Origin of the sequence: Aerococcus sp. HMSC062A02, from assembly GCF_001809535.1 — a bacterium.
In the GTDB taxonomy this organism is placed as follows: Bacteria; Bacillota; Bacilli; order Lactobacillales; family Aerococcaceae; genus Aerococcus.
Window position 1 is genome coordinate 117314 of record NZ_KV797935.1, and the last position, 24975, is coordinate 142288.

Below are 24975 nucleotides of genomic sequence, written 5' to 3' on the forward strand. Positions count from 1 at the left end.
TCGGGTTCGCAAGAGCAGACTTGAAGTGATTTCAACTCATCGAAACGCCTGACTGATGTCAGCCTTTTTCGATGAGTCTCCAATCATTCAAGTCTACCCGCTCTTGCTCTCACCTTTTAGTCGGGTTCGCAAGAGCAGCTTTGGAGTGCTTTCGCAAGTCGGGAACGTGCAAGCGTGGCTTGCCCTTATCCCGACTTACTCCAAGCATCCAAAGCTAACCGCTCTTGCTCTCACCCTAGTTGGGTTCGCAAAGGCAGAAAGGGAGTGACTTCAGCAAAGTGGAACGACCGGCTAAAGCCGCTCTTATCCTCTTTGCCTCCAGTCATCCCTTTCTGAACGCCTTTGCTCTCACCCTATAGTCGGGTTCGGTCGCGCAGCTTCTTTGTCACTTCACAAGTCTCCATCGCAGTCCTCCAGACTGCTCTGGTGACTTGCTCCAGTGAAAGGAAGCTAACCGCGCTCCCTCTCACCCTTTACAGGAATAACTGTGAGTTCTTTTGGGTAGTGGTTGATGATTTCGACTCCGTCGGCTTGGGCGATGACTAGGTCTTCGATTCTTACTGCGGTTTCGTCTTCTAGGTAGATGCCGGGTTCGATGGAGAAGCACTGGCCGGCTTGAACCACTTGAGTGTTGGCTTGGCTGACGTCGCCGGCTTCGTGGGTTTCCTGGCCGATAAAGTGACCTGTCCGGTGGATGAAGCAGTCGCCGTAGCTAGCTTGGGCGATGGTGGTCCGGCAGGCCGAATCAATGGCTTGGAAAGTAGCCTGACCGACCTTAACGGCTGCAATTCCAGCTTCCTGGGCCTCCAGGGTCAGCTGGTAGAGGGCCCGGTCCTTGTCTGAGACCTGGCCGTAGTAGAAGGTCCGGGTCATGTCCGAGCAATAGCCTTGGTGGCGGCAACCGATGTCGACCACAATGGCGTCTCCCACTTGAGGTCGGCTGTGGTCCGACAGGTGGTGGGGGTCGGCCCCGTTCGCTCCGTAAGCGACGATGGGTTCGAAGCTAAAGCCTCCGTCTGCTCCAACTTCGCGGTAGATCTTTTCCAAGGCCTGGCAGGCTTCGATTTCGCTAGGGCCATAGGGAAGCACTTCTTCTACTAAGCGGGCCATGGCCTGGTCGTTGAGGGCGGAAGCCTGGCGCATGAGCTCTTGTTCACCTGCCGACTTGACGCCGCGCTGTTGGTCGACCAAGTGGCTGGCCAGGCTGAAGTTACTCAAGGGATAGGTCGTGATGAGGGGGAGGAGGTAGTTGGCGGTCATCTGCTTATCGATGCCGAAATTTCCCACTTCCTCTAGGGGCAAGCGCTTGACCAGCTGGCCGAAGTCATCTTGGTCTTTGGTCCGAAGCACTTGAAAAATATCATCCACTTGGAAGCGGAAGAGCTCGTTGGCTACGAGGCAGGGCCGTCCTTTATAGGGCACAATGAGGAGCCAGAGCCGCTCCATGGGGTCGACTAAGACGCCGGTATAATAATAGATGCTGTAGGGGTCAGTCACTAGGATTTGGGTCACATGCTGGCTTTCCAGTCGGTCTTGTAAGGACCTTAAACGGGCACGATATTCACTTGCCATCGTGTCATCTCCTTTATGTCTTGATAGGAGCATTATAAAACAAAACTAGCAGAATAACAAAGCCATTCAGGAAAAGAGGGAAGCAGATGCAAAACACGTGCGATGATGACAGTAGAGGACCAATCTTCTCCTTGACGGGGACCCAGTTGAAGCTGATTGCCATGCTGGCCATGTTTATTGACCATGCGGCAGTGGTTTTCATAGAGCCCCAGCTCTTGGCGCCAGTGACCTGGCTGGACTTCTTGACGGTGTCCAGTGAGAGCCTGGCCTTGGTCTACCTCATCATGCGGTCGATCGGCCGGATTGCTTTTCCTATTTTTTGTTTCCTTCTAATTGAGGGCTTCGTCCACACCCGGTCGGTCAAGGCCTATGCCGGACGACTTGGGGTCTTGGCCCTCCTTTCAGAACCGCCCTTCGACCTGGCCCTCTTCCGGCAAAGCCTTGACTGGAGTCATCAGAATGTTTTCTTTACCCTTCTAGCAGCGCTCTTGGCCCTGGTCAGCTTAAAACAAGACCGTTACCGCTGGCTCAAAGTTATCGGGCCGCTATTCTTGATGATCCTCGCTGAGCTGGGGGGAGTTGACTACGGTTACTTTGGGGTAGCCCTGGTAGTCCTCCTCTATCTGAGCCGGCAGGAAGCCTTTTACCAAGCTGTGGTCGGGGCCCTAGCTTCGCTTTGGGAGGGGCCTGGTGTGTTGGTCGCTTACTTCCTTATTTACCACTATAATGGAGAAAAGGGGCGGGGGAATAGCCGCTGGTTCTACTTTCTCTATCCGGCCCACTTACTTATTTATGCTGGGATCCGTTACTTGCTTTTGTAATGAATTAGAAAGAGGTGGCACAGATGTTAGCCATTAATTATGACGCTTATTTCGAGGACTTATTGGCCGAGCTTAAGGCCCTCGTCCGCATTCCATCCGTTCGCGACGAGGCTACAGCCTCCAGCGAGGCGCCTTATGGTCAAGAAATCCGGCGCGCCCTGGACTATATGATAGCGCTCGCCCAAGCAGAAGGCCTGACTGTACAAAATTATGCTAATGAGGCGATTGCCATTGACCTGCCCGGACAGTTAGCGACCCCCTACCGGATCGACGTGGTCAGCCACTTGGATGTGGTCCAAGCAGGCAGTCATTGGACCCGGCCCGCCTTTGAAGCGGTAGAAGAAAACGGCAAGCTCTACGGCCGCGGGGTCAATGATATGAAACGGTCCTGCCTCTTGGTCTTCTATGCCATGAAGATTATCCAGGACTACAAAATTCCTCTCCGCAACCAGTTGCGCCTGGTCTATGGCTCTGATGAGGAAACAGAAATGCTAGACCTGGAGCCTTACTTGCGCCAGGCCGGCCAGCCTGACTTTGCCTTCACTCCGGATGGCGTCTTTCCTGTCTGTGTAGGGGAATTCGGCGCCATTACCTGGGAATTCCGCCATGAACTGGCAGGCTACGGGCCAGTCCTCGAGCTATCAGGTGGAGAGGGAGCCAATGTGGTGCCTTCTCAGGCCCAAGCCCGTTTAGCTGGTGATTACCAAGAGCCTCTCCAGACTTATCTGGATCAGAAAGATTGGCCGGGCCAAGTTAGCTACCAAGATGGTGAGACCCACTTGCGCCTAGACGGCAAGGGGGCCCACGCCTCAGAACCCCAGCTCGGGATTAATGCTATCAGTCGGCTCTTCCAGACCCTGGGAGAAGCCTTGGACCTAGAAAGTTTTAGCGAACTAGGCCGGACCTTCAGCCCTAGCGATGGATCAGGAGTCGGCATCGCCTATGCCAGTCCGGAAATGGGAGCCTTGACCTTTAACCTTGGTCAGGTGGATTTTCGAGCTCAGTCCGCTATCAAACTCGCCGTCGACTGCCGCTTTCCCAATGGCTCGCATTCGGATGAATTGAAGCAGAAGATCCAAAGTCTTTTGCCTGATTGGCAGATCCAGGCTAGTTTCGACGTCCCGGTGACCCTAGAAGATGCGGACCGGCCAGCTATCCAGACCTTGTCGAAGACCTTTGCCCAACACTTCCCTGAAGAAAGCCAGACGCCCCTGATCGGCAAGGCGGTTTCCTATAGCAAGAAAGTAGGCAACTGCATCAGCTTTGGCGCCAATTTTCAACAGGACCCTGAAGTGGCCCACCAGGCGGATGAGTATGTGGAAATTGATAGCCTCATCCCGCTTCTCAAACTGTACACGGAGAGTTTGATTAAACTTGGCCAGGCTAAGGAATTGTAGGGTGGATAGCGATTAAAGGAAACGGTGCTAGTGAGCATCCGTTGCGCTTTTGAATTTGGGCCTTGAATCTTTAAAATTCAGTCGCTGACACTCCAAATCCCAAAACACCATACGGCCTTGCTTCGATCACGCTGACAAGTCTATCCAGCTGAGCTTATTCGTTAATTTCAAAACAAAAAAGCAGAAGCTCTTATGATCTAGAAGCTTCTGCTTTTTACCTTGTTAGTGCTGTGAATTAAAAATGATTCACCAATAAATAGAATATCTGTTATGAGCAGGCGTTAAGCACATGCTCACCTACACCATTCACTTCTGGCTAATTTTAATCTTCTTTATTGCTGAGGTAGATGCTTTGGATAATGGTGAAGATAATCAAAATCACATACCAGAGAATTTTGCGGTTACGCTTTTTTTGTGCTTTGGATGTTGCCATAGGATTCACCTCACTCTTTTTTCTTAACTAGTATAGCATATCTACCCCGTGGAAACCATTACAAAAGGGTGAAGCCGCTCTCCAAAGTACCTTGTCATGATATTCTCTGATCTTTACCTGGCTTATACTATTATAGATAAGCGGGAGCATATACTTTTGACTGACTAGTCGGTCAATTAAAATAAAGAAGAGAAGACGAGAAGAATTTTTTCCAATTAACTTAACTGGCAAGGTATTCCAGCCCAGCAACCCCTAGGATAAGCACAAAAAGAGCACAAAAAGCCCTGGATGATTATTGGGATTCGACATCAAATTCATAGCCCAAAGCATGTGCAAAAATGTTCTTATATGAAGCGCTTTCGCGTCAAATCAAGGCTTAGCTGATATCAGGCTAATCCTTTTGCTCTGAAAGCGCTCTAATTATATTTATTTAAACTATCAAAAAACTGGCCTTTTCAAGCAAGTCTACTTGATATAATTAACGCTTATAAGGTACAATTAATATAGAACGCTGTGGATAAGTTTGGGCAACCAAAGTCCCACAAGTTTTTTGTGAAAAGGAGAAGATAAAATATGGAAATGAGTTTTAGATGGTATGGCCATCATGACCCAGTTAAGCTAGAAGATATCCGTGTCATTCCAGGTATGCAAGGTATCGTAACAGCTGTTTATGATGTGCCAGTGGGGGAAGCATGGCCCCTTGAAAACATCGAAAAATTAAAGGCGTCTGTTGAGGAACAAGGGATGCATATTTCGGTTATCGAATCAATCCCTGTCCATGAAGACATCAAATTAGGGAAAGCAAACCGCGACCAATTGATTGAAAATTACAAAGAGTCTATCCGCAATGTGGGTAAGGCCGGAATTCCAGTGGTATGCTACAACTTCATGCCTGTCTTTGACTGGACCCGTACCGACTTAGAATACCTTCTTCCTGATGGTTCAACTTGCTTGGCCTTCTTCAAGGATGAAGCTGAAGCAGTGGACCCAATCAATGGGGACTTTAGCCTACCAGGTTGGGATGCTTCTTACACCAAAGAAGAAATGGCCCAAGTCTTCGCAGACTATGCAGAAGTCGATGAAGAACAATTATGGGAAAATTTAGAATATTTCCTTAAAGAAATTATTCCAGTGGCTGAGGAAGCTGGCGTGAAAATGGCTATCCACCCTGATGATCCGCCTTATTCTATCTTTGGCTTGCCACGTATCATTACCGGTCTAGACGCTGTGAAGCGCTTCTTAGATATCGTGGATTCACCAAGCAATGGGATCACTATGGACCACGGCTGCTACTTCTCAGATGGCAAGAACGATGTTGATGCCATTATGGAATATGCCTTGAAACGCGACCGAATCAACTTCGTCCATGCCCGTAACGTCCAAGCTGGCGACTGGGGCTTCATGGAAACTGGCCACTTATCTGCTAACGGGGACGTGGACTTCTACAGCATGATGGACCTCTTAGTGAAATACGGCTGGGAAGGCCCAATCCGTCCTGACCACGGCCGCCGCATCTGGGGCGACCAAACCGAAACACCAGGTTATGGTCTCTATGACCGTGCCCTAGGGGTTGCCTACATCAACGGCCTCTACGAAGCGCTCTGCCACAAGTATGACCGCAAACCAGACTTCGGCCAATCCGTTTATCCACACGACGAAGAATTACTTAAGAACCGTAAATAAGAAATAACAAGAGAGAGGGAATGCAAAAAATGGCAAACAATCCATATGTTCATGATTTTTCAGGTAAGACTGTTGTATTAACTGGTGCAGGTGGGGTTATTGTTTCTAAGTTAGCAGAAGGTTTTGCTCAAGCTGGCGCTAATGTTGCTTTACTTGACCTTAACGAAGATGCAGCTAACGAAGCGGCTGAAAAGATCAACGCTTTAGGTGGCGGCAAGGCTAAGGGTTACAAGTGTAATGTTTTAGACAAGGAAAACTTAGAAGCTGTCCGCGAAGAATTGAATAAAGACTTCGGCCCATGTGATATCTTAGTTAACGGGGCAGGCGGTAACAGCCCACGTGCAACTACGGATAACGAATTCCATGAAGAAGGTTTAGACGAAGAAACCACTACTTTCTTCGACTTGGATCCAGAAGGCGTTAACTTTGTCTTCAGCTTGAACTTCCAAGGGACCTTACTCCCAACCCAAGTTTTCGCTAAAGACATGGTAGGCCGTGAAGGGGCAAACATCATTAACGTTTCTTCAATGAACGCCTTCACACCATTAACCAAGATCCCAGCTTACTCAGGAGCTAAGGCAGCTATCTCTAACTTCACCCAATGGTTAGCTGTTCACTTCTCTAAAGTTGGCGTACGTTGCAATGCCATTGCACCAGGTTTCCTTGTGTCTCACCAAAACATTGACTTAATGTTTGAAGAAGACCACGAAACCTTGAAACCACGTGGTAACAAGATCATTACCAATACACCAATGGGTCGCTTCGGTGAAGCTGATGAAATGGTTGGGCCAACCCTCTTCTTAGCCGATGAAAAATCCGCAAGCTTTGTTAACGGGGTTATTATCCCAATCGATGGTGGTTTCGCTGCTTACTCAGGTGTTTAATCGGGGCAGCTGTTTTAGATGAATGAATGGGAAAGGCTTAAGCAGGAAAGTAACTTTGTTTAAGCCTTTTCCTTAGTGGTGGAAGAAGTATAGGATTCTGAATGAAACTGTGCTGATGAGCACCCGCTCCACTTCCGCTCATAAGTAAACAGTTAGCCGAATCCCTAGCAGCTTAGGAAATGGCTAATTAGCTAAAATAATAATGCGAAACCACTAAAAGACATAAAAGCAATTTAAGGAGGAATTATCTTGGCGAATTTACCGGAACAATTTACTAAACAAAGAGACTATTTAGTCTGCGTGGATTCTGATGGCTGTGCCATGGACACCATGAATGTCAAGCACTTTGAATACTTTGGCCCTTTAGCAGCTGATGAATTCAATATTCAAAACAAAGACCAATTCCAAGAAGACTGGAACCGGGTGAACCTGTTCTCATCTACACGGGGGATTAACCGCTTCAAGGCTTTAGTGATCTGCTTGAACAATGCCAAAGAAGCTGGCGAGGACATCATCAATATTGATGCCTTAGCGGAATGGACTGAAACGACTTCATCCTTATCTAATGGTTCCTTAGAAGATAGCTTGAAAGACCAAGATGATGAGTCCCTCAAACGTGCCCTGTCTTGGTCCCAACGCGTGAACAAGGGGATTGAAGAAGAATTAGCTGGCAATGACAAGCCTTTCCCAGGCGCTAAGGACGGCCTTGCTGCTATTAGCCAAAAGGCAGACCTTGCCATCGTATCATCGGCTAACTCAGAAGCCCTCAACTCTGAATGGACCCGCCACGGTTTAATGGACTATGTGGACGTAGTTTACGGCCAAGAAGCAGGTTCTAAGAAAGACGCCATTGCTAACCTCTTAGAACACGGCTATGACAAGCACAAGATCTTGATGGTTGGGGACGCACCTGGCGACTTAAAGGCTGCAACCGACAACGGTGTTCTCTTCTACCCTATTATCTTTGGACAAGAAGAAGAGAGCTGGGCTGGTTTAGAAAACACAGGCTTGGACAAATTCTTGAATGATGACTATGCGGGTCAATACCAAGAAAGCAAAATCCAAGACTTTGAAGATAACTTAGCCAAACACGACAAATAATTAGGAGGATATGCTCTTATGGCAAAAAAAGCTGAAACAATTGTACAAATGAAAGAAAACTATCTCTTCGCTGTTATCCGTGGGGAAAGCGAAGAAGACGGCTACATCATCTCTAAAGCCTGCTATGAAGGCGGCGTGAAGAACATCGAAGTGACCTTCTCCACTCCAGGAGCTGAACGCGTGATGGCCCGCTTGGCTGAAGAATTCAAGGGCACTGACATGGTCGTTGGGGCTGGTACCGTTCTTGACCCAGTGACCGCTCGCATCGCAATCTTAAACGGGGCAGAATTTATCGTATCCCCAGCTTGGAACCCTGAAGTGGCTAAGATCTGTAACCTCTATACAGTGCCTTACCTACCAGGTTGTGGGTCAGCGACTGAAATCCAAGAAGCTTTAACATTAGGCTGCGAAATTGTTAAAGTCTTCCCAGGTGGCGTACTTGGTTCTGGCTTCATCAAAGATATCCATGGTCCACTTCCACAAGTTGAATTAATGCCTTCAGGTGGCGTGAACATTGACAACATGGAAGAATGGATCGACAAGGGTGCTTGGGCAGTTGGTGTGGGCTCAGCACTAACCAAAAACTACAAAGCAGAAGGGGCAGAAGGCGTTAAAGCAACCGCTAAGGAATTTGCGGACCGCCTAGCTGCTATCTTGGCTGATAAATAATGCTCAAAAAAGTTGTGACTCTGGGAGAGCTCTTGCTCCGGCTAACGACTGAGAGCAGCGAGCGTTTCTCACAAGCCCAAAACTTTGAAGCAACATTCGGTGGCTCAGAAGCAAATATTGCGGCCACCATCGCACATCTCGGCATGTGGGCCAGCTTTATCTCAGCTGTACCAGCCAATGAAATTGGGGATGCAGCTGTTGAATTTATGCGTAAGAATGGGGTTCACACCGGCTACATTCTTCACCAAGGCCCTCGTTTAGGGATTTACTTCGCAGAGAAGGGCCATTCCATCCGGCCTTCGAAGATCGTTTATGACCGCCAGTACTCTTCCTTTGTAGAGTCCAAGGTGGAAGATTATGACTTTGACTTGATCTTTGAAGATGCCAATTGGTTCCACACCTCGGGCATTACCGCTGCCCTGTCACCTGAACTCTTTGAGCTCAGCAAACAGTGCATGATTGAAGCCAAACGCCGGGGGATGAAGGTTAGTCTGGACTTGAACTACCGGGCTAGTCTTTGGGGCTTTGAAGAAGCCCGCCATGCTATGGCTGAACTGGCGCCTTATGCGGATCTCCTGATTGGGATCGAACCGCTCTTCCTGCCTGATGTGGATGGTAATGACTATAAAGACAACCGGAATATCCAATTGCCTTATGATTTCAATACCATTTCTCCGATTTTAGAGCAGATCGCTTCCCACTATAAGTTGGAGAAGATCGCTTTGACCAAGCGCAAGGTCATCAATGCTAGCCGCAACATCCTCCAATCCTACCTCTACGATGCTAAGGATAATGAACTCTACCCATCCAATGTCTTTGATGTTGATATCATCGACCGGATCGGGGGCGGGGATGCCTTTGCAGCAGGCTTGATCTATGCCTTAAATACCGATAAGTACACTGACGCTGAGGCCATCCAATTCGCTAATGCGACCTTCGCCTTGAAGCATACCATTCCAGGCGATATGGCCATCGTTAACCTGAAAGATGTCGAATCCCTCATGTACCGAGGTAGCAATTTCGACGTCCAACGCTAAAGCAATAGAAAGGGGCAAACCATTTATGCCATTTATTAATGACGACTTTATGTTACAGAGTGAAAGCGCCAAGCACCTCTACCATGACTTTGCAAAAGATATGCCAATCTATGACTTCCACTGCCACTTGAGCCCACAAGAAATTGCGGAAGACCATGAGTTCGAAAACGCTACCGAACTCTTCCTCGGTGGGGACCACTACAAATGGCGCGGTTTACGTGCTATGGGCTATCCCGAAGAATTAATCACTGGGGATGCCTCAGCTGAAGATAAGTTCAAGGCATGGGCTGAAACCGTTCCAAATACGATCGGTAACCCACTCTTCCACTGGAATGCACTGGAATTGAAACGTTACTTCGGCATCGATGAAATCTTATCAGAAGATAACTGGAAAGAAATCTATGACAAGGTTAACACTAAATTACGTGATGAAAAATTAACCGCGCGTCAGTTGATCAAGAATTCTAACGTGACCTTCATCTGTACGACTGACAACCCATTCGACAGCTTGGAATACCACAAACAAATTGCGGAAGATGATTCCTTTGACGTCGACGTGGTACCTGGCTTCCGTCCAGATGGGGCCTTCAAGGCAGGGGAAGAAGCCTTCGTTGACTTCTTAGCTAAGATGGAAGAAGCGAACGGCATCCACATTGATTCCTTCGCTAAATTAATGGAATCCTTGGAAGACCGGATTAAATTCTTCGGCGAACATGGTTCTCACGTGTCTGACCACGGCTTGAAAGTCTTGGCTTATGCTGACTCAACTGAAGAAGAAGTCGAAGACATCTTCCAAAAAGCAGCTAAGGGCCAAGCTTTAACGGAATTAGAATACGCTAAATTCCAAAGTGCCCTCTTAGTGGAATTGATGAAGATCTACAAGCGTGAAGACTTTGTATTCCAAATCCACTTTGGTGCCATCCGTGATAACTCAAGCCGCATGTTTGAAAAGACAGGCTTTGACTCTGGTTTAGACTCAATCAACGACCAAGGCAATGTGGCAGAAGCCCTCAACCGTCTCTTAGACGCTGCGGACAAGACTGACGAATTGCCTAAGACCATCATCTACCCATTGAACCCAACCTACTTCGACCTCGTTGCAACCACCTTGGCTAACTTCCAAGGCAATGAAGACGGTCAGAAGAGCCGTTGCCAATTAGGTTCTGGCTGGTGGTTCAACGATACCAAATACGGTATGTTGAAACAATTCAAGTCTTATGCTGAAGCTGGTCTCTTGATGAACTTCGTCGGCATGTTAACCGACTCCCGGAGCTTCACTTCTTATACCCGCCATGAATACTTCCGTCGCCTCTTCTGTGACTACATTGGCGACTTGGTTGAACGCGGTGAAATCCCTAATGATGACGCCCTCTTAGAGAAGCTCATCACCAATGTCTGCTACAACAATGCGGTAAACTTCTTCTACGACGAAGAAAAAACCGTCGAAATTGGCAAATAACTTGCAAATTTCATAGCATTCGCTACAATAGAAGTAGCTAAAGAATGACAGAAGGGAGGACACTTACGAATGACTAAGCCAAAGCAAAGCCTAGTGAGTGTAACCCATTTCGACCATTCTTTATGCCCAAAATCTTATATTGTCAAATCCAACTAGTCCAGTTTATGCTGGGCTAGTTTTTTCTTATGTGCAGGAAGGAGTGACTGGATTGTTCTTGCTTTTCAATAAATTTCAACAGAAAGGTTAAGGTGATCCAATGCCAATCAAGGCCGTATCTCGCTATTAGGCGTTACATAATAAAGATAATAAAGAAAGAAGACCAGCTGGGTGGCTGGTCTTTTATTTCGAGGCTTTCTATATCTCACACCCTTATCTAATCGCTTCGAAAGAGCAGCTTGACTTTTTTACTGGAAAATGTCAAGAATAGCTGTCAGTTTGCTAGATATTTGTTATAATAGGACTACTTTAATTAAGAGAATGATGAGAAAGCGAAAGGATGATCATGATGGATAAAGTCGTCGTAAAAGGGCTGAAGAAGAGCTTTGGCGATAATGAGGTTTTGAAGGACATTAACTTTAAGGTAGCTGAAGGGGAAGTGGTTTGTGTGATTGGTCCTTCAGGTTCTGGGAAATCGACCATGCTGCGTTGTCTGAATCGCTTAGAAGATATTGACGCTGGGGAAGTGATTGTCGACGGGGTCAATATTTCCGATCCTTCCATCGACATTAACAAGGCCCGGGAAAATGTGGGCATGGTTTTCCAACAGTTTAACCTATTCCCACACTTGACGGTCCAAGAGAATATTGCCCTGGCACCGGTGGAATTGAATAAACTGACCCAGGCTGAGGCGGACCAAAAAGCCTTAGAACTCTTAGAAACAGTGGGCTTAAGGGACAAGGCAGACGCCTATCCTAACTCGCTCTCCGGGGGCCAACAGCAGCGGGTGGCGATTGCACGTGCCTTGGCGATGAGTCCAGACTTGATGCTCTTCGATGAACCGACTTCCGCCTTGGACCCAGAAATGGTTGGGGACGTGCTGGAAGTAATGAAGGACCTGGCCGAAGAGGGGATGACCATGGTGATCGTGACCCACGAAATGGGCTTTGCCCGCGAGGTGTCGGACCGGGTTGTCTTCATGGATGGGGGCTATATTGTCGAAGAGGATGTCCCAGAGAAACTCTTCAGCCAACCTGAAAACGAACGGACTAAGAGCTTCTTGGACAAGGTGCTGCATTAATCATAATATGCTGCTCATGAGTGGATGCCAAGCTGATTTTTCTTTGCTGATTATAGAGTCGGTGAGGAGGGAACTGTGCGATGAGCTGCTGTTTGCTCTCGGGGTTTACGAATGCAAATTGCCGACCTGCTATCTGCTTTCAGAGCTCTCAAGTGCAGATTGGCGAGCTACTATCTGCTCTCAAGACTCGCGAGCGCAAATTGGCGATCTGCAAATTGCCCTCAGAGCTCCTGAGCACAAATTGCCCCCAGCTCTTGCCTCCTGAAATGGCTAAGGATCAACTTCAATGCTCCAATCCTGCTCACAAATAGACGGTTAAATATCTTTTATCTACAAGCTGTTAAATTTTTAATTCACTAATGCTAACAAGTAAAGCTGGAAGTAAAAATCCAGCTTTTTTTGCTTCTTTACTAAATGGTGCTAATGAGCCTGCCTTGCACTGTTGAATTTGGGCCTTGAATGTTTAGAGGATCAATATTAAATTATAGCCTTTTGTACTTTGTCCGTCAGTCATTGACGCTCCAGTGCTTTAGACCTGACCAAGTTTCGCAAGTTGCCCTCTTCTTTACCAGTTCTTAAATAAGATTGGTACATATTTGCCGATAAAGATGATAAAATAACAATTGACTATATGACGATCACTGGGAAGTTTCCCAGGCTTTTAAATTAATCAAGTATGGGAGAAGATAGTATGCAGAATTTAGCAGTGGGTATTGATAAGATGGATTTCTATGCGCCAGGTTATTTTGTCGATATGGCGAACTTAGCCCAAGCGCGCGGGGTGGATCCTAAGAAGTTTAATGAAGGGATCGGCCAGGACCAAATGGCTGTGCCCCCAATTACGCAAGATATCGTGACCATGGGAGCCAATGCGGCTGACTTCTTGACGGAGGAGGACAAGGCGGCCATCGATATGGTTCTCGTGGGGACGGAGAGCGGGATTGACCAGTCCAAGTCTTCCGCTGTCTACATCCACCACCTGCTCGGCATCCAGCCCTTCGCCCGGTCGGTGGAGCTCAAGGAGGCCTGCTATAGCGCGACCGCTGCCCTCCACCTGGGCCTAGACTATGTGCGCACTCACCCTGAGCGAAAAGTCCTTGTCCTGGCTTCCGATATTGCCCGTTATGGCTTGGAAAGCTCTGGCGAAGCGACCCAGGGGGCAGGGGCAGTGGCTATCCTCCTCGCAGCCAATCCCCGCCTCGCTGTTGTCGACCCAGACTCTGCCTTCATGACGGAAGACGTGATGGACTTCTGGCGGCCTAACTATACGGACAAGGCCATGGTGGACGGCAAGTTGTCCCTCCGCCAGTACACCCATGTCCTCGAACGGGTCTGGGACAAGTACCAGGCAGAGACAGGTTTGAGCTTGGATGATTTCGAAGCGGTCTGCTTCCACCTGCCTTATACTAAGATGGGGCTCAAGGGCCTCCGCCGCTTGATGAAGGGGGCCAGCGATGAGAAGAAGGATAGCCTGCGCGCTTATTTTGAAGCTAGCGAACAGTACAGCCGGCGGATCGGGAACATCTACACAGGTTCCCTCTATCTCAGCTTGATCAGTCTTTTGGACCAGGCAGAGGGCCTCAAAGCGGGGGACCGGGTCGGCATGTACAGTTACGGGTCGGGTTCGGTAGGTGAGTTCTTTAGCCTGACCTTAGCGGAGGACTTACAAGCGGGGCAACACAAAGCAGCCCACGAAGCCTTCTTGGACCACCGTGAAGAGGTTTCGGTAGACCGCTACGAGCAAATGTTTAATGACCGTCTGCCGAGTGATGGTAGCCAGTTAGACCTGACGCCGTCCCATCCGAGTGAGACTTACTATGTCCAAGGTATGGCCGACCACCAACGCCATTATGGCAAGCAATAAAAACAATGAAAGACCTCTGCTAGGATTTCCTGGCAGAGGTCTTTCATTGTTTCTTAGGTTAGTGGTCGCTCTTATCTTGTCGGAGCTCAGCCAACAGTTCACGGGCCTTTTCCTGGTTGATGGTGGAGCTGTCAGCTAGGGCACTGGCCAGCTGGGCAACTTCTTCGCCTTCAGCTCCGACCTGGATGGCGATGGACCGGGCGTGGAGGGCCATGTGACCGGACTGGATGCCTTCAGAGACTAGGGCGCGTAAGGCGGCTAGGTTCTGGGCCAGGCCAATGGCGGCGATGACCTGCATGAGCTCTTGGGCGGGCAAGTGACCGAGCAAGTCCTGGCTCAGCTTGGCCTGGGGATGGATGCCAATAGACCCGCCCACGGTCCCCACAGCTAGGGGCAGGCAGAGCTGGCCGTGGAGGGTCTCTTTATCTTCGTCGTAGGACCAAGTGGCTAGCCCGCGGTAGGCGCCGTCCTTCACGGCATAGGAATGGGCGCCGGCTTCGATGGCCCGCCAGTCATTGCCCGTGGCGAGGACGACCGCATCGATCCCGTTCATGATGCCCTTGTTATGGGTGGCTGCCCGGTAAGGGTCCACCTGGGCCAGGTCGCTAGCATAGGCGATCCGCTGGGCCACCAGGCTGCCAGCAAGGCCGGGTCGGCTGAGCTTTCGGGCAGGGATTTCACATTGGACCTGGACCAGGCACTGGTCGGCGTGGTTGGAGAGGATGGCCATGAGAGGATCGAAGAGAGGCTTGCCATCTTCAGCCAGGGCCTGGTTGAGGGCCAGGCAGCTTTGTTCTTTGACGGCTTCCAGCATGGTGTTCATCATATTAGCCCCCATAGCTTCCTGGGTATCGACATCCAGGTAGATGAGATAGAAGCCCCGACCCTGATAGCTATAGTAGGCAGAGCGGACAGCGCGTGGGCCGCCGCCGTATTTGAGGATGGCGGGATAGGCAGACTTGGCCCAGTCTAGGATCTCCTCTTGATGGTTATCGACCCAGTCCGTGAAGGCCGCTTCCAGGTCGACATTATCGGGGCCAGTCAGGCAAACCTGACCCGTCATTAAGCGCGAAATAACTTCCGCTTGAAAGCCCGAGCCGGCATTCACAATTTGTCCGGCGAAGTTACTGGCTGCTACCACGCTAGGTTCTTCGGTCACCATGGGCACGATATAGGCCTTGTCATTAACTTTCAAGTTCAAGCTCAGGCCCATGGGAATCTGATAGGTCGTGATGACATTTTCGATCATCTGCTCGGCCATCTCCAGGGACATCCCTTCTCCCTCGGCCAGGGCTTGGCAGGTCTCAGCAGCTAGGATGCCTGCTTCTTCTAAGACCTGCCAGCGCTCGGCCAGGGTCTTTTTATGAAAATGTCGCCAAATTTTTTTGCTCATGGTGGATTCGCTCCTTTATTATCATTGCCTTAAGTATAATATATTCCCTGTCTTTAGACAAAAGATTGGGGGAGGTTGAATAGTAGAGGTAAGCATCCCTTGCGCTGTTGAATTTAGTCGGCTAAGCCCCAGTCCGGGCTTTTGATTGGGGCTTGAGAAGTGGCAAGCCACACTTGAGGGATCCAAGTGTGTGTAGGATTTCATGAAGCCACACTCTAAGTCTCCGATTATGTGTTGGGACTTATCAAGCCACACTTTAAGTTCTCAATTGTGTATAGGATCTAATCAAGCCACAATTTGAGCTTACACTTGTGGCTTCAATTATGTTTCAAAATAATAATTCAGAGAAATCTTATCCCTTCAATAAAAATGCCCCAAAGCAGACTCACGATAGCGCTCTGGGGGAATTTTGTTTGTCTAATTTTAGTCTTTCACAACCTTCAGCACTTCCGCTTCCATCTGGTCGATGGCCAGGATTTTTTTGTCGCGGATGTCGGCGGACTCGAGTTCCTGGATGGCTTGGGGGTAAGGGACCCCGCTCAGCTCGCGCAGCTTGGCCAGACGTTCGCTGATTGAGGCTTGGTCGGCGTCTTGACCGATGGCTTGGAGGACGGTGGCCGGGAACTTATAGGGGCTAGCGGTCGATACGATGACACCGGCCTTGGCGCCTTCTGTTTGGTCCAGGTACTTGCGGTAGCTCCGTGAGGCCACTGCGGTATGGGGGTCCATGAGATAGTCATTGGCTTCGAAGGCTTGCTTGATTTCGTCCTTGGTTTCGTCTTCGCTAGCAAATTCCCCACTGATGCCTTGGAAGGCTTGGAATTCTTCCGCGGTGACTTGGTAGAGGCCGTCCTGGTCGAGTTGGGACATGAGGGCGGTCAAGTGGTCGCTATTGTCACCCAGGGCATGGTAGAGCATGCGCTCGAAGTTGGAGGAAACCAGGATGTCCATGGAAGGGGAGATGGTAAGCTTGAAGTCACGTTTACGGTTGTAGGTCCCGGTCTGGAAGAAGTCATAGAGGACCTTGTTGTCGTTTGAGGCACAGACCAAGTGGTTGACAGGTAGGCCGCAGCGTTGGCCGTAGTAGGCAGCCAGGATATTGCCGAAGTTGCCGGTAGGGACCGTGAAGTCGATGGCTTCTCCGGCTGTGATGGTGCCTGCCTTAACTAATTGGGCATAGGCATAGAAGTAGTAGACCACCTGGGGCAGGAGCCGGCCAATATTCATGGAGTTGGCTGAAGAGAACTGGGCGCCTTGGTCAGCCAGTTTTTGGCGGAGGGCAGGGTCGTTGAAGAGAGCTTTGACCTGGGTCTGGGCATCGTCAAAGTTTCCCCTAACAGCGTAGACATAGGTGTTAGCGCCTTTTTGGGTGAGCATCTGCTTCTCTTGGATATCGCTCACGCCGCCTTCGGGATAGAAGACAGCGATCTTGGTTGAAGGCACATCCGCGAAACCAGCCATAGCAGCTTTTCCGGTGTCCCCGGAAGTCGCAGTCAGAATAATAATTTCCTTGTCGTTGTGGTTGATTGCCGCCGCCTGGGTCATTAGGTGGGGCAGGATGGATAAGGCCATGTCCTTGAAGGCGATAGTCGCACCGTGGAAGAGTTCCAAGTGATAGCGGTCGCCAACTTTGACTAGGGGTGCGATCTTTGGATCATCGAATTTGTCGTCATAGGCAGCTTCGATACAAGCACGGAGGGCCTCCGGACTGTAGTCGTCTAGGAAGGGGCCGAGGATGAATTCAGCCATCTCTTGGTAGGAGTAGTCCTTGAGCTGGTCCCAATCGAGCTCGAATTGCGGGAAGGATTGAGGAACATAGAGGCCGCCGTCTGGTGCCAGGCCCTGGAGAATGGCCTGGGAAGCACTGACAACTTGCTTAGGATTGCGGGTAGATTGATAGTACATGCTGGGTCTCCTTTTTAATATTTTTGAGTTGATTCTAATAGTTATATCATAATTGAATTTTATAGACATTTGCAACTGTATTCTTGCAAAATTATGCTATAATGAGGATACATCGGATTATGATTTGAAGACTTGAAAATAGTCTATTGCTTATGATAAGATTAAAAAGTATCTATTTTTAGGTAAACGAATCGATTTCAGGAGGTAAATACATGAAATTTGTAGCAAAGAAACGTGAAGCTGCAGGGACAAACGCATCTAAGAAATTACGTCAAGAAGACTTAGTACCAGGCGTTGTTTATGCAAGCGACCTTGAACCAATCAACATCAGCATGGAACGTGCTGACGTGGAATTAATCGAACGCGAACTCGGGATCAACTCTGTCTTCGAACTCGAAGTTGAAGGCGGAGAAACACGCACCGTCTTCTTACGTGATATCTCACGCGCAGCCTTGAAGCCAATCATCTATAATGTCAACCTTCAAGCCATCAAGAAGGGTGAAAAACTTGAAATGGATATCCCAGTTTACATCGAAAACGAAGACAAACTGGCTAACCCAGACGGCGTAGCAGCCTTGAACTTCTTCGAAGTAACTGTTGAAATCGACCCAGCTACCGCACCAGAATACATCGTAGCTGACGTTGAAGGCTTAGACATCGGTGAAAACATTACCGTTGGCGACTTGACCTTCGAAGGCATCGAAAACGCTGAAATCCTCACCGACCCAGAAGAAGTCATCGTTTCCATCGCTGTTCCAACCGAAGAAGCAGAAGTTGACGAAGAAGTCGTTGAAGCAGAACCAGAAGTTATCAACGAAAAAGAAGCTAAGATCGTAGAAGAAGACGACTAAAACAGGGTGTGAAGACTCATTCAAACCCCATTATAAGAATGTGACAAAAGTCAGTGTACTGACTTTTGTGACCGATTAAAAAAAGCTGGAGCTACTCCAGCTTTTTTTGATGCCTGTTGATAACATAATTTTAAGCAGATAGCTAAATTTTTAGAGACCAGGGAGACTTTTGAGGAGATTCGTCACTGCAACCCACACTCGGAGCGTCTGACTGTGGGTTGATACTTAGCAACCCACACTCGCGGTGTCTGAATCTGGGTTAACGCTTCTCAACCCACACTCGCGATGTCTAAATGTGGGTTAACGCTTTTCAACCCACACTCGCAACCCCGAATGTGGGTTAACAGCTCTCAAGCCACACTTGCGCCTTCCCAATGTGTCTCGCTACTCCCTAGTCTAGCCCCAGCCCCTATTAACGCGGCACAACCAAGACGCGCTGGTCCTTGTAGGGGAGGCAGTCGACGGCTTGGCCGTAGAAGTCGGTCAGGAGCTCATCTTGGAGCATGTCCTGGCGCGAGCCCTGGGCGAAGACTTGGCCTTCTTTGAGCAGGAGGACGTGTTGGAAGAGCTGGCTGATGTCTTCGCTCCGGTGGCTGATCATGACCAGGCTCAGGCCCTCTTCCTGGCTGACTTCACCGAGAAATTCTAAAAGTCGTTCCCTAGCGAAGAGGTCCAGGGCATTGAAGGGTTCGTCTAAGATCAGGAGTTCCGGCTTGGTCATGAGACCGCGGAGGATGAGGATCTTTTGTTTCTCACCCTGGGAGAGGGTGGCAAAGGGGCGGTCAGCTAAGTCCTGGCAGTCGAAGCGGGCCAGAAGCTCTTGGGCGGCCAGTTTTTCCTTGGGGCCGACTGCCTGGTAGAGACCGAAGCTAGCGAAGAGGCCGCTCAGGACGATCTTTAGGACCGAGTCATTTTCGGGTAGGCGGTATTCCAGCCAGGAGGACACCAGGCCGATCCGCCGTTTCAAGCGGGAGATATTGGTTTGGCCGAAGCGTTCGCCGAGCACGGTTACTTGGCCGGCGCTAGGCCAGTCATAGCCGCTCAGAATATGGATCAGGGTGGATTTCCCTGAACCGTTGAGACCGAGCAGGGCCCAGTGTTGGCCGGGACGAATTTCGAAGTTGATATTTTTTAGGATGGGGCGTCCTTGCCGGTAGTAACTGACATTTTTTAGGCTCAGGACGCTGTCATTATGTTGGGTCATGGGTCTACCTCCTTTTTACTCTTAGTCTTATGATAGCATGAAATCAAAGATAAAAACCACTTTCATAAGAATTAAATGATAATATTCTAATAAATTGTATTGACAAATGAGACGAGGCTCAGTATAATCAATTTATCGATTAAGAAAGGAGTCCCACTCATGAAAATGTCAAAGAATTTTAAACAAGTGAATATTTTAGTCATTTTACACAGCTAGGACTGGACTGATTGAGATCAGCTTCGAGTCCTATTCGGCTTTGTAGAGTGGGACATAGCATCCCATGCAAGCATTGGGGTGCTTTTATTTTAACTAAAGTGTAAGTAAGCAGAAGGATGGGTGGTTTAATGGCAAAGGAAGAAGAGACAAAGCAGGGTATGCAAGTCCTTGTTGAAGCCTTGAATGAAGAAGGGGTTGATGTCATATTCGGGTACCCAGGAGGAGCGGTCCTCGATCTTTATGACCAATTCTTCAAGAACGGCACCAATCACGTCTTGGCCCGGCATGAACAAGGGGCGGGACACATGGCAGATGGCTATGCCCGGGCGAGCGGCAAGACCGGCGTCAGCGTGGTCACTTCAGGACCGGGGGCAACCAATATTGTCACGGCTGTGGCAACAGCCCAGATGGATTCGGTACCCATGGTTGTTATTTCCGGTCAGGTAGCTCAGGCAGGAATTGGCAAGGATGCCTTCCAGGAAACGGACGTGATCGGTGTCATGACGCCGATTACTAAGTATTGTGTCCAAGTACGTGATGCCCGTGATATTCCACGGATTATTAAAGAAGCCTTCTATATCGCCAATTCAGGGCGGAAGGGTGTTGTGGTGGTTGACATTCCAAAGAATGTGGGCCAGCAGATGGTAGCTGTTTCCGAGCTGAACACAAAGATCTACCTGCCCGGTTACCAGCCTGAAAAGCAGCAGAAGATTACGAATAATGAGCATATTCAGAATATTATGGAAGCGATCCAAGCTAGTGAAAAACCCCTCCTCCTTGTGGGTGGCGGGATTGCCAAGGCCGGTGCGGAGGAAGACCTGCGTGAATTCGTCCATACCCATAAGATCCCAGTCGTTGCGACACTCTTGGGCTTGGGAGCGGTCGACAGCAAGGATCCTTACTTCCTTGGCATGGGCGGGATGCACGGTTCCTATGCAGCTAATATGGCGCTGATGACTACCGACTGCCTGATCAATATCGGGTCCCGCTTCGATGACCGGGTGGCTTCCGTGCCGGACAACTTTGCGCCAGGGGCTAAGATCATCCACATCGACATCGATGCTTCGGAGATTGGTAAAGTTATCCAACCCGACTACGAACTGATCGCAGATGCCAAGGTTGCCCTGGAAGCCCTCAATGCGGCCGCCCTATCCAATTACCAGTCCTCAGCTGATTGGGTGGCCTTCCACAAGCAGAACTTGGCTGACCACCCCATGGCCTTGCCAGCAGCCCGGTCGACCATCCGCCCTGAAGCAGCTATTGCCTACCTGGGTGAGAAGACCGATGGCGAAGCCCTGGTGGTAACAGATGTGGGCCAGCACCAGATGTGGGCCGCCCAATTCTACCCGGTCCGCCACACCCAGCAGTTCCTGACCAGTGGTGGTTTGGGGACCATGGGCTATGGCATCCCCGCAGCGATTGGGGCAGCCTTTGGGGCTAAGGAAGGTCAGGATGTCGTTGCCATTGTGGGTGACGGGGGCTTCCAAATGACCAACCAGGAACTCAATATCCTGTCTGCCTATGATGTGAAACCTAAGTTCATGATCTTGAATAATGAAGTTCTGGGCATGGTTCACCAATGGCAGGATAAGTTCTATGGCCAACGCTACTCGCATTCTGAATTCTTAGATAAGAATCCAGACTTCGTGAAGTTATCGGAAGCCCTGGGTGTCAAGGCGGCTCGAGTGAGCGATCCCGCTGAGATGGAAGCGGCCATCGACGCCATGCTGGCCTATGATGGGCCTTATGTCCTTGAAATTCGAATTGCCAAGGATGAATTGGTGCTCCCAATGGTTCCAGCAGGTAAGCCCAATAATGAAATGGAGGGATTAGGCTAATGGAATCTCGTATCATTCAAACCCGGGTGGTGAACCGGCCAGGAGTTCTTAACCGGATTACCCAAACGGTCCTCAAACCAGGTTACAACATCGATACCCTTACTTTGCAATATGCCGGGGGTTCAGCTGATTCCAGTGCTGAATTTTCCATCATTACCCTGGGCATTCAATTTGCTGACCAGGCGGCAGCTGAGCTCTTAATGAACCAGCTTGAAAAGCAGATCGATGTCATCTACGTGGTCGATATCACAGACGGTCTTCCCAACGATCAAGAGCGCGAAGACCAATCCATTTATTAGGTAGTAACTTACTCTTTGGAGTAAATAATAATTACTATGGCAACCCTCGCGGTGTCTAAAAAATTAGGAGGAAATAATTATGGCTACAATTTATTATGAAAAGGATGTACAAAACAATGCATTAGAAGGCAAGAAGATTGCCGTTCTTGGTTACGGCTCACAAGGGGGAGCGCACGCTAAGAACTTACGCGACTCTGGTCAAGATGTCATCATCGGCCTTCGCGAAGGGAGCTCAGCTGACCGTGCCCGTGAAGATGGCTTCGACGTTTTCTCAGTGGCTGAAGCCAGCAAGCAAGCCGATATCGTGATGGTACTTTTACCAGACGAAATCCAAGCTGATGTATATGAAAATGAAATCAAAGATAACTTAGAAGCAGGCAATGCCTTAGCCTTTGCCCATGGTTTCAACGTCCACTTCGGCACCATCAAACCAGCAGAAGATATCGATGTCTTCATGGTGGCTCCTAAAGGCCCAGGCCACTTAGTTCGCCGCGAATTCGAAAACGGCTCAGCTGTTCCTGCCTTGGTTGCTGTTGCCCAAGACGCAACAGGCAAGGCCCACGACATCGCTTTATCATGGGCTGACGGCATCGGCGCAACCCGCGTTGGTGTTCTTGAAACAAGCTTCAAGGAAGAAACGGAAACCGACCTCTTCGGTGAACAAAACGTTCTGATGGGTGGGGTGACTCACTTGATCGAAGCAGGCTTCGAAATCTTAGTTGAAGCTGGCTACCAACCTGAATCGGCTTACTTCGAAACTTGCCACGAAATGAAATTAATCGTTGACTTGATCTATGAAGGTGGGATGTCTCACATGCGTCAATCCTGCTCAAATACTGCAGAATACGGCGACTATGTGACTGGCCCACGCGTCATCGGCCCAGAAGTCAAAGAAGCCATGAAAGAATCCCTCAAACGCATCCAAGACGGCGACTTTGCCCGTGAATTCGTGAATGACTACAAGAACGGCTTCCCAGAATTCCACAAGATGCGTGAAAAAGAAGCCAGCCACCAAATCGAAGAAGTGGGCGAAGAGCTTCGCGATATGATGCCATTCGTTAAGAAGAATAAAGTCGACACTAAGAATTAATTCAAGAGAGTGTGACAAAAGTCGGTTAGGCCTGAACCACTTCAGGACTGACTTTTGGAACAGGTTTTTGGAAAAATTCGTGGTTAAAAAAGAGACTGGGGTTTTACTCCAGGCTCCAGTATTAATTCAAGCGACCGTAAAGTGAGAAGGATTGCCTATTAAGCGGTCCTTCTTATCTTTCCGGCACTTGATTTGGAAGGAAGGTATTTTATGTCTGAATTAGTCAGCAAAGAAGAGGTCCTCGACGCCTATCGTAGCTTGCGCCAAGACCTCCCCCAAACCCCACTGCAATATGATAGTTATTTATCTGAGAAGTACCAAGCCCGTATTTACTTGAAGCGCGAAGACCTGCAAGTGGTCCGGTCCTTCAAGATTCGCGGCGCCTACTATGCCATCAACCAACTCTCAGATGAAGACCTGGCCAAGGGTGTGATTTGTGCCTCGGCCGGTAACCATGCCCAGGGTGTGGCCTATACCGCCCAGAAAAAAGGCATCCAGGCTGTGATCTTTATGCCAAACACCACCCCTAATCAAAAGATTAGCCAGGTCCAATATTTCGGGGGCGACTTTGTGGACATTCAGATTAAAGGCGATACCTTCGACGAAAGTAATCGGGCAGCCCACGCCTATGCCAAGGAACATGGGCTCAGCTTCATCGAACCCTATGACGACTTAGACGTGATGCGTGGCCAAGGGACCCTGGCGGTGGAAGTCCACCAAGACCTGGTGGCTGAAGGCCAACAAGCCGACTACTTCTTAGTCCAAGTTGGGGGTGGCGGTCTGATCTCCGGCGTTTCCGCCTATGTCAAAGAGGCTATGCCTGATACCAAGGTTATCGGGGTGGAACCCAGCGGCGCAGCTTCCATGAAAGCAGCCTTGGATGCCGGTGAGCCTACCGCTCTGGAGCGGGTCGATAAGTTCTGCGACGGGACAGCAGTCGGTGAAGCCGGCCAACTCACTTTCCAACACGTTAAGGCTAATGTGGACGATATCTGCCTGGTCCCAGAAGGCCTAGCTGCCCAAGCAATCTTGGAACTCTATACCAAGCAAGCGATTGTTGCTGAACCCTCCGGCGCCCTGACGGTTGCCGCCCTCGAGCTTTTAGCCGATGACATCAAGGGTAAGACCGTGGTTTGCCTGATCTCAGGCGGGAACAATGACATCAACCGCATGGCCGAAATCGAAGAAAAGGCCCTGATCTACGAAGGCATCAAGCACTACTTCATCGTCAACTTCCCCCAAAGAGCCGGTGCCCTGAGAGAATTCGTTACCGACGTCCTCGGCCCCGGCGACGACATCTCCGTCTTCGAATACACCAAGCGCAAGAGCCACTCCAGCGGCCCCGTCCTTATCGGCATCGATCTCGCCGAAGCCGGCTCCATCCACGCCCTCAAAGACCGCATGGCCACCTTTGACCCCAACTATATCGACATCTCAGAAAACTCGACACTGTATCAATTTTTAGTGTAGGGTGTGAGAGGATGCGGGAGAAAGGGAGCTCTGGAGTAAAAGGACAGAGAAGGCTGCAAGCCTTCGACGTCCTTTTGCGAAGAGGAGCCCTTTCTGCATCATCGAACCCGACTAGATAGGGTGTGAGACTTGGTGTATAGCTTTCGAATATCAAAATCTCCTCCAGTTATTGCTGGGGGATTTTTTATATGAAATTATAAAACTAATGTGGAAAGTAACGGACAAAAGGGCAGAGGGTATGTCCGTATCCTGGCCAGAAACTGCCACATCGCAAGAGAAGATGCAGTATCTCAGTCAGAAACTGCCACATCGCAAGAGAAGATGCAGTATCCTGGCCAGAAACTGCCACATCGCAAGAGAAGATACAGTATCTTAGCCAGAAACTGCCACATCGCAAGAGAAGATGCAGTATCCTGGCCAGAAACTGCCACATCGTAAGAGGAGATGCAGTATCTCAGTCAGAAACTGCCACATCGCAAGAGAAGATGCAGTATCTCGGCCAGAAACTGCCACATCGTAAGAGAAGATGCAGTATCTCAGTCAGAAACTGCC

At 49.4% G+C, this 24975-nt stretch carries 19 protein-coding genes; 15 read left to right on the plus strand and 4 right to left on the minus strand.

Going from position 1 to position 24975, the window contains the following annotated elements:
• Positions 1-450 precede the first annotated feature (450 nt).
• A complete protein-coding gene (locus HMPREF2626_RS06780) occupies positions 451-1572 on the minus strand; it encodes a M24 family metallopeptidase (RefSeq protein ID WP_070619172.1) in 1122 nt (373 codons plus the stop codon).
• A gap of 86 nt (positions 1573-1658) precedes the next feature.
• Here HMPREF2626_RS06780 and HMPREF2626_RS06785 point away from each other — a divergent pair, with 86 nt between their 5' ends.
• From HMPREF2626_RS06785 to HMPREF2626_RS06835, 10 genes are all read left to right on the plus strand, one after another.
• Positions 1659-2393, plus strand: a complete 735-nt coding sequence (locus HMPREF2626_RS06785) for a TraX family protein (protein WP_070619173.1) — start codon at positions 1659-1661, stop codon at positions 2391-2393.
• Positions 2394-2416: 23 nt separating this feature from the next.
• Positions 2417-3790, plus strand: coding sequence for a Sapep family Mn(2+)-dependent dipeptidase (locus tag HMPREF2626_RS06790; protein ID WP_070619176.1), 1374 nt, complete (start codon positions 2417-2419; stop codon positions 3788-3790).
• Between the two features lie 1006 nt (positions 3791-4796).
• Positions 4797-5906 carry a mannonate dehydratase gene (gene uxuA / locus HMPREF2626_RS06795; protein ID WP_070619179.1) on the plus strand — a complete coding sequence of 370 codons (1110 nt, stop codon included), beginning with the start codon at positions 4797-4799 and terminating at the stop codon, positions 5904-5906.
• Between the two features lie 29 nt (positions 5907-5935).
• On the plus strand, positions 5936-6790 hold the full coding sequence (locus HMPREF2626_RS06800) for an SDR family oxidoreductase (protein WP_070619282.1): 855 nt from the start codon (positions 5936-5938) through the stop codon (positions 6788-6790).
• 249 nt (positions 6791-7039) lie between these two features.
• On the plus strand, positions 7040-7891 hold the full coding sequence (locus HMPREF2626_RS06805) for an HAD family hydrolase (protein WP_070619182.1): 852 nt from the start codon (positions 7040-7042) through the stop codon (positions 7889-7891).
• Between the two features lie 18 nt (positions 7892-7909).
• The gene (locus HMPREF2626_RS06810; protein WP_070619183.1) at positions 7910-8560 is read left to right on the plus strand and encodes a bifunctional 2-keto-4-hydroxyglutarate aldolase/2-keto-3-deoxy-6-phosphogluconate aldolase; all 651 of its coding nucleotides are present in this window, start codon (positions 7910-7912) and stop codon (positions 8558-8560) included.
• Positions 8560-9597 (plus strand): sugar kinase, encoded by a 1038-nt coding sequence (locus HMPREF2626_RS06815; protein ID WP_070619186.1) that lies wholly within the window; start codon positions 8560-8562, stop codon positions 9595-9597. Before HMPREF2626_RS06810 ends, HMPREF2626_RS06815 begins: the two co-directional genes overlap by 1 nt.
• Before the next feature lie 25 nt (positions 9598-9622).
• Complete coding sequence (gene uxaC, locus HMPREF2626_RS06820; RefSeq protein ID WP_070619188.1) at positions 9623-11056, plus strand: glucuronate isomerase; 1434 nt, start codon at positions 9623-9625, stop codon at positions 11054-11056.
• Between the two features lie 502 nt (positions 11057-11558).
• Positions 11559-12293, plus strand: a complete 735-nt coding sequence (locus HMPREF2626_RS06825) for an amino acid ABC transporter ATP-binding protein (RefSeq protein ID WP_210382804.1) — start codon at positions 11559-11561, stop codon at positions 12291-12293.
• A 691-nt stretch (positions 12294-12984) separates the two neighbouring features.
• Complete coding sequence (locus HMPREF2626_RS06835) at positions 12985-14157, plus strand: hydroxymethylglutaryl-CoA synthase (protein WP_070619195.1); 1173 nt, start codon at positions 12985-12987, stop codon at positions 14155-14157.
• A 58-nt stretch (positions 14158-14215) separates the two neighbouring features.
• On the opposite strand, the gene HMPREF2626_RS06840 is transcribed toward HMPREF2626_RS06835, so the two are convergent.
• Positions 14216-15550, minus strand: coding sequence for a hydroxymethylglutaryl-CoA reductase, degradative (locus tag HMPREF2626_RS06840; RefSeq protein WP_070619198.1), 1335 nt, complete (start codon positions 15548-15550; stop codon positions 14216-14218).
• A 423-nt stretch (positions 15551-15973) separates the two neighbouring features.
• Positions 15974-17455 carry a threonine synthase gene (gene thrC, locus HMPREF2626_RS06845; RefSeq protein ID WP_070619201.1) on the minus strand — a complete coding sequence of 494 codons (1482 nt, stop codon included), beginning with the start codon at positions 17453-17455 and terminating at the stop codon, positions 15974-15976.
• Between the two features lie 212 nt (positions 17456-17667).
• Here thrC and HMPREF2626_RS06850 point away from each other — a divergent pair, with 212 nt between their 5' ends.
• The gene (locus tag HMPREF2626_RS06850; protein WP_070619204.1) at positions 17668-18306 is read left to right on the plus strand and encodes a 50S ribosomal protein L25; all 639 of its coding nucleotides are present in this window, start codon (positions 17668-17670) and stop codon (positions 18304-18306) included.
• Positions 18307-18718: 412 nt separating this feature from the next.
• Here HMPREF2626_RS06850 and HMPREF2626_RS06855 read toward each other — a convergent pair whose 3' ends face one another.
• Positions 18719-19510 (minus strand): ABC transporter ATP-binding protein, encoded by a 792-nt coding sequence (locus HMPREF2626_RS06855; RefSeq protein WP_070619207.1) that lies wholly within the window; start codon positions 19508-19510, stop codon positions 18719-18721.
• Positions 19511-19854: 344 nt separating this feature from the next.
• On the opposite strand from HMPREF2626_RS06855, the gene ilvB reads away from it, so the two are divergent.
• From ilvB to ilvA, 4 genes are all read left to right on the plus strand, one after another.
• Positions 19855-21564 carry a biosynthetic-type acetolactate synthase large subunit gene (gene ilvB, locus HMPREF2626_RS06860; protein WP_070619210.1) on the plus strand — a complete coding sequence of 570 codons (1710 nt, stop codon included), beginning with the start codon at positions 19855-19857 and terminating at the stop codon, positions 21562-21564.
• Positions 21564-21863: an ACT domain-containing protein gene (locus HMPREF2626_RS06865; RefSeq protein WP_070619212.1), complete on the plus strand. Its 300-nt coding sequence runs from the start codon at positions 21564-21566 to the stop codon at positions 21861-21863. The genes ilvB and HMPREF2626_RS06865 overlap by 1 nt, the downstream gene beginning before the upstream one ends.
• Positions 21864-21942: 79 nt before the next feature.
• Positions 21943-22953, plus strand: a complete 1011-nt coding sequence (gene ilvC / locus HMPREF2626_RS06870; protein ID WP_070619215.1) for a ketol-acid reductoisomerase — start codon at positions 21943-21945, stop codon at positions 22951-22953.
• A gap of 210 nt (positions 22954-23163) precedes the next feature.
• Positions 23164-24423, plus strand: a complete 1260-nt coding sequence (gene ilvA, locus HMPREF2626_RS06875; protein WP_070619217.1) for a threonine ammonia-lyase IlvA — start codon at positions 23164-23166, stop codon at positions 24421-24423.
• Positions 24424-24975: the final 552 nt, after the last annotated feature.